Raw genomic sequence first — 4,962 nt, forward strand, 5'->3', positions numbered from 1 at the left:
CGGCCTCGCGCGTCGCGTCGTCCAGGTGGCCCAGCTCGGCGCCGGTGATGGCCTGGGCGAGGGCGGCGCGGTCGCCCGGCCAGGACGGCGTCCAGGGAGGCGGGGCCCTGCTTCCACAGGTCCACGTCGCACTCGCGGACGAGCGTGTTGATCATGCCGGGCAGGCCGAGCCGCTGGCCGTCCTCGGGGCTGAACACCGTGACGCCGACGCGGCGCAGGCGCTCGATCTCCTCGGGGACGATGACGCCGCCCCCGCCGCCGTAGACCCTGACGTGGCCGGCCCCGCGCTCGCGCAGCGACTCGACCAGGTACTCGAAGTACTCGACGTGGCCGCCCTGGTAGGAGCTGACCGCCACGCCCTGCACGTCCTCCTCGACCGCGGCGTCGACGACCTCGGCCACCGAGCGGTTGTGCCCGAGGTGGACGACCTCCGCGCCCTGCGACTGCAGGATGCGCCGCATGATGTTGATCGAGGCGTCGTGCCCGTCGAACAGGGCGGACGCGGTGACGAACCGGACCGGGTGGGCGGGGCGATGCAGCGACGACATCAGGGGACCTCCGAGAACTTCGTTGGAACCCCGATAGTAGGACATCCAATGAATTGACGGAAGGGCCGTGCGCGCTAGGGTCACCCCCATGACCGAGACGTCGCGCCTCGCCTTCGACCCCATCGAGCGGGCCGGCGAGCTGTGGGCCGAGCACTTCGGCGACGCCACCCAGATGCGGCTCGCGACGTCGGTCATGCGCGTCCAGCAGCTCATGCTCGCCCGCCTGGACGCCGCGCTGAAGCCGTTCGGCATCACGTTCGCGCGCTACGAGGTGCTGGTGCTCATCTCGTTCAGCCGGTCCGGCTCGCTGCCGCTGAGCAAGATCGGAGAGCGGCTCATGGTGCACCCGACGTCGTGACCAACGCCATCGACCGGCTGGAGTCGCAGGGCCTGGTCGTCCGCGAGGCCGACGGCGCCGACCGGCGGCGCACGCTGGCCAGCCTCACCGCCGAGGGCCGCCGCGTCGTCGAGGAGGCGACCCGGGCCCTGCACGCCATCGACTTCGCCGTGGACGGCCTGGACGAGGCCCAGCAGCAGCAAGCCTTCGAGCTGCTGCGCGCCATGCGCTCGGCCGCCGGCGACTTCCCGGCCTGAGACGGCGACGGCGCGGCCCCCGAGGGGAGCCGGCGCCGTGACCGTGGTGCAGGACCGCGTCAGATGCGGAAGGAGCGCGTCGCGCCGCCCGCGAGGGTGGACGTCGTCTTGACGAGCGCGCGGTAGTAGACCTTCTTGCTCGAGCGGAACGAGAAGGAGAAGCCGCCCTTGCTGTTCGGGCGCACCGTCTTGACCGTGCGCCACTTGCCGCCCGAACGCTTCTGGACGATCACCTGGGGCACGCGGATCCACGTGCCGTTGGGCTGCACGGCGCGCCAGCGGGTGCCGGTGGCGCGGATCTTCGAGCCGCTCTTGCGCATCGCCAGGCGGGCGCTGGGGTCGATCGTGCGGCGGATGAGGAACGTGTTGCTCCAGGTCGGGACGACGTAGGTGAAGCCGACGCCCGTGTTGTACGTGCCGCGGAAGGTGATGTTGCGCAGGTACGCCTTGCCGAAGCCGGCGGTACGGGCGAACGTGATGCGGCCCGACGCGGGCAGGTTGATGCGGGTGCGCTTGGCGCCGTTGACGTAGACGTCGGCGGTCGCGCCGCTCACCGAGGCGACGTTGCTGGCGAAGGCGTAGCTGACCCGCACGGAGGTCGTGGTGCCCGAGCGCTCCAGCAGCGCGTTCGAGACGCGGACGGAGCTGACGGTGACCGGCGTCTCGGCCGACGCAGACACGCGGGCGCCCGACGTCGAGTACGAGGAGCTGTCGGCCGCGTTGGCGGGCGTGCCGGCGAACGCGACGGCGACGGTGGTGAGCGCGACGGTGCCGGCCGTGGCCAGACGTCGCGACAGGGCGAGCTTCATGGAGGAACCCCCGGGGAAACGATGAACAAGTTGTGCGGAGGTTATCGCTTCTCGGCGTGCCGTGAGGCACCGGGACGGGGCCTCGGCGCCGGGAGAGGACGGAGGTCCCGGGCCGAAGCGTTTGGGCCCCGGGACGTCCGTCCGCACCCGCCGTCAGGACGTCAGCATCGCGGCGCCGAGCGTGTGCGCCGGGACGCCGAGGCCCTCGACGAGCGTGAGGGTGTGCGGCGCGAGCTCGGCCAGCAGCCGGTCGACCTCGACGGTGACCTGCTTGGCCCGTGCGTCGGTGAGGCGGTGGTGGGCCATGAACCAGGCCGCGTCCTCCTCGACCACGCTGAGCGCGTACAGCGAGCAGACCCGGCGCAGCAGCTCGGCCGCCTCCTCGTCCTCGCAGCGGGCGATGCCGGCGGTGAACGCCTCGAGCACGACGCGGTCGACGTGCGCCCGGCCGACGCGCACCACGTGGTCCTGGGCGTCGTTGAAGACGGCGAAGGCCTGGGCCGGGTCGTCCTTGTCGGCCCGGCGCAGGCGGCGGGCCGCGGTCTCCAGCACGTGCTGCTCGCGGTCCTCGAACAGCTGCAGCTGGGTGCCGCGGTCGAGCAGGTCGTGCTCGTCGTCCTTGCCGGCCGGGCGTCGATGAGCCGCTGGATGAGCGTCGACGCGGCGGTGCGCTCGCGGACGACGTCGGTGATGGTGCCGGCCACGAAGCGCACCATGCCGATCGGGTCCAGCCCGCCGACCTCCTGCGCGTAGGCGGTCAGCTGCTCCTTGGCGACCAGCTGCATGAGGACGTGGTTGTCGCCCTCGAACGTGCTGAACACGTCGGCGTCGGCGCGCAGCCGGGTGAGCCGGTTCTCCTCCAGGTAGCCGGCGCCGCCGCACAGCTCGCGGCACTCCTGGATGGTGCGGTTGGCCTGCCAGGTCTGGGCCGCCTTGAGGCCCGCGGCACGACCCTCGAGCTCGCGCTGCTTCTGCGCGTCGGGCGTGCCGCCGGACTGCATCCGGTGCATGCGGGCGACCAGCTGGTTCTGCGCGAAGCGGTAGGCGTACGCCCGCGCGAGCAGCGGCAGCAGGCGGCGCTGGTGGACGCGGTAGTCGATGAGCCGTGCCTCCTCGTCGACGCCGACGAACTGGCGGCGCTGGACGGCGTACCGGCCGGCGATGCTCAGCGCGACCTCGGCCGCGGCGCTGGCCGAGCCGCCCACGCTGACCCGGCCGCGGATGAGCGTGCCGATCATCGTGAAGAAGCGGGCGTTGCGGCTCTCGATCGGCGAGGAGTACGTGCCGTCCTCGGCGACGTCGCCGTAGCGGTTGAGCAGGTTCTCGCGCGGCACCCGCACGTGGTCGAACAGGATCCGGCCGTTGTCGACGGCGCCGAGGCCGCCCTTGGGACCGCAGTCGGACGTGGTGACGCCCGGCAGGTCGTGGCCGTCCTCGTCGCGGATCGGGACGACGAAGCAGTGGACGCCGTGGTCCTCGTCGAGCGTGCGCAGCTGGGCGAAGACGGCCGCGACGCGGGCGTGCTCGGCGCGCCGCCGATGTAGTCCTTGCGGGCCGACGGGGTCGGCGAGTGGATGACGAACTCCTGCGTCGCCGGGTCGTACGTCGCCGTGGTCTCCAGGCTCTGCACGTCACTGCCGTGGCCGGTCTCGGTCATCGCGAAGCAGCCGAGCAGGTCGCAGCTGATCAGGTCGCGGACGTACGCGTCGTGGTGGCGCTGCGTGCCGAGGTTCTCGATCGCCCCGCCGAACAGGCCCCACTGCACGCCCGCCTTGACCATGAGCGAGAGGTCGAACTGGGCGAGCATCTCGATGCCGGTGACGGCCATGCCGGGGTCACCGGTGCCCCCGTTCTCGACCTTGAAGCCCGCCGCGGGGATGCCGGTCGGCACGAGCTTGCGCAGCTGCTCCAACACCCGCTCGCGCGCGTCGTGCATCGACAGGGTCGGGTCGTACAGCAGGTCCATGCCCGCGAGCTCGACGCGGGCCTGCTCGCGCACGTGGCGCCACTTGCCGTCCAGGGCGATCCGGAGCTGTTCGCTGAGCGTCATGGCGGCACCCTAGTTCCGTCTCGGTAACTTCGCGTGTCGCGAGGTAGGGTGACGCTGCCCGTCCGGGCACCCTCCACCACGTCCCGACGCGGGGGAAGCCGGTCCAAGTCCGGCGCTGACCCGCAACCGTAGGCCACCGAGCGTGGCGAGCCGGAGCACCCGCCAGGGACGTCCTACTGCCAGGCTGTCGCGGAACGCAGCGGGTAGGGACGTCGTCCCGTCCGTGCCGCAGCCGGAAGGAACGACGATGAACCGTCCGCTCGCCACCCTCCTCGCGACGGTGCTGGCCGCCGGCGCCCTGTCGGTCGCCGCCGCCCCCGCGCAGGCCGCCGCCGACTGCACCGGTGCGTCCGACGTCGTCGTCGTGGTCGACTACAAGGAGCTCGGCGCGAAGACCCAGGTGCTGTGCGCCGAGGACGCCGACGGCACCACCGTCCTGGAGACGCTCCGCGCCGCGGGCCTGGAGACGGCCGGCACGACGCAGGAGGGCGACGCCGCCCTCTGCCGCGTCGAGAACCTGCCCTCGCCGCAGGACGAGCGCTGCCAGACCTACTCGGACGAGGCCTACTGGGCGATCTCGCTGGCCGGGGCGGACGCCGACGGCTGGGCGTACGCGCAGAAGGGCGTGACCGAGCAGACGGTCGAGGGCGGCGGCTTCGTCGGCCTGTCCTACGAGCCCATCACCGCCGACGCGTCGGCCGCCGCCGAGCGGGACGTCCAGGGTGACGACGTCGCCCTCGGCGACCAGGACGGCGCCGGTCTCGGCGTGCTCGGCGCGCGAGCCGTCGACGACGACCCAGGCCTCGCCGAGGCGGTGGACGGGGTTGCGGACGGTGCGTCCGGCCCACACGACATCCTGCGCGGCCAGGACGAGCGACAGCGCGCCCTCGGAGCCGGAGTTCACGCGGCGACGGCCGGGCACGCGCTGCGGCGCCCCGCCGGCGGCCAGCACGGCGTCGAC

6 protein-coding genes and 2 pseudogenes are annotated in these 4,962 nt (G+C 72.7%); 2 read left to right on the forward strand and 6 right to left on the reverse strand.

Features of this window, described 5'->3' with window-relative positions; all coding sequences use genetic code 11:
• The coding region (locus AC2W7G_RS08940; protein WP_485868124.1) for a cobalamin-dependent protein at positions 1-548 on the reverse strand (548 nt) is incomplete at its 3' end.
• Positions 549-636: 88 nt separating this feature from the next.
• Between AC2W7G_RS08940 and AC2W7G_RS08945 the strand changes: the two genes are divergently transcribed.
• A complete protein-coding gene (locus AC2W7G_RS08945) occupies positions 637-906 on the forward strand; it encodes a hypothetical protein (protein WP_485868125.1) in 270 nt (89 codons plus the stop codon).
• Positions 903-1,142 (forward strand): MarR family winged helix-turn-helix transcriptional regulator, encoded by a 240-nt coding sequence (locus AC2W7G_RS08950; protein ID WP_485868126.1) that lies wholly within the window; start codon positions 903-905, stop codon positions 1,140-1,142. The genes AC2W7G_RS08945 and AC2W7G_RS08950 overlap by 4 nt, the downstream gene beginning before the upstream one ends.
• A gap of 59 nt (positions 1,143-1,201) precedes the next feature.
• On the opposite strand, the gene AC2W7G_RS08955 is transcribed toward AC2W7G_RS08950, so the two are convergent.
• The 5 genes and pseudogenes from AC2W7G_RS08955 to AC2W7G_RS08975 form a co-directional block, all read right to left on the reverse strand.
• On the reverse strand, positions 1,202-1,951 hold the full coding sequence (locus tag AC2W7G_RS08955; RefSeq protein WP_485868127.1) for a hypothetical protein: 750 nt from the start codon (positions 1,949-1,951) through the stop codon (positions 1,202-1,204).
• 153 nt (positions 1,952-2,104) lie between these two features.
• Entirely contained in the window at positions 2,105-2,845 is a 741-nt protein-coding gene (locus AC2W7G_RS08960) for an acyl-CoA dehydrogenase (protein ID WP_485868129.1), read from the reverse strand.
• Positions 2,776-3,189: pseudogene (locus AC2W7G_RS08965) on the reverse strand (acyl-CoA dehydrogenase family protein); the annotation flags it as partial. The gene AC2W7G_RS08960 and the pseudogene AC2W7G_RS08965, both read right to left, overlap by 70 nt.
• Positions 3,186-4,001, reverse strand: coding sequence for a hypothetical protein (locus tag AC2W7G_RS08970; RefSeq protein ID WP_485868128.1), 816 nt, complete (start codon positions 3,999-4,001; stop codon positions 3,186-3,188). The pseudogene AC2W7G_RS08965 and the gene AC2W7G_RS08970, both read right to left, overlap by 4 nt.
• A 793-nt stretch (positions 4,002-4,794) precedes the next feature.
• Positions 4,795-4,953 (reverse strand): annotated as a pseudogene (locus AC2W7G_RS08975) (hypothetical protein); the annotation flags it as partial.
• Between the last annotated feature and the right edge of the window lie 9 nt (positions 4,954-4,962).

It is taken from the genome of Aeromicrobium sp. PFPM2_SD2, from assembly GCF_057364525.1.